This window comes from Sporosarcina luteola (assembly GCF_023715535.1).
Taxonomy (GTDB): Bacteria; Bacillota; Bacilli; order Bacillales_A; family Planococcaceae; genus Sporosarcina; species Sporosarcina luteola_B.
The window spans coordinates 1-467 of record NZ_JAMBOI010000048.1 but is presented as its reverse complement, the minus strand read 5'-3'; the positions used below and the strand labels follow the sequence as shown (position 1 = coordinate 467).

The window sequence follows — 467 nt, the reverse complement described above, 5'->3', positions numbered from 1 at the left end:
GTTCCCCCCAGCCCCAGGCGGTATTAAAACGGAAAAACGAGGTCCAGCTGTCGGAGGTGGAGAACATTTTCCCTGGGGCAATGCTGATGTGCGACGCCAGCGCCCGGGCGCTAAGTGCGCTAGCGTCGGCCCCTTCCGGTAGTTCGATCCACAGAAAGTAGCCGCTGTCGCTGTGGTGGACGATGACCTCCGGCGGCAGATGGCGCAGCAGCGCCTGCCAGGCCTGCTGTTTACGCTCCGCCAGCTGACGACGTAGACGGCGCAGGTGGGCGTCATAGCGCTTGGTGGACAGGTAATCCACCAGGGCTAACTGCATCGGCGAACTGGTGGAAAGCGTACTCATCAGCTGGAGCTGCTGGATCCGCCGCGCCTGTTTGCCGGCCGCCACCCAGCCGATACGAAAGCCGGGTACCAGACATTTTGAGAACGAGCTGCAGTGCAGCGTCATCTCCTGGCGATCCCAGAAC

At 62.3% G+C, this 467-nt stretch carries 1 protein-coding gene; it reads right to left on the bottom strand.

The features are described 5' to 3' along the window. A partial coding sequence (locus tag M3191_RS18245) for an aminotransferase class I/II-fold pyridoxal phosphate-dependent enzyme (RefSeq protein WP_251701733.1) occupies positions 1-467 on the bottom strand: 467 nt, incomplete at both ends.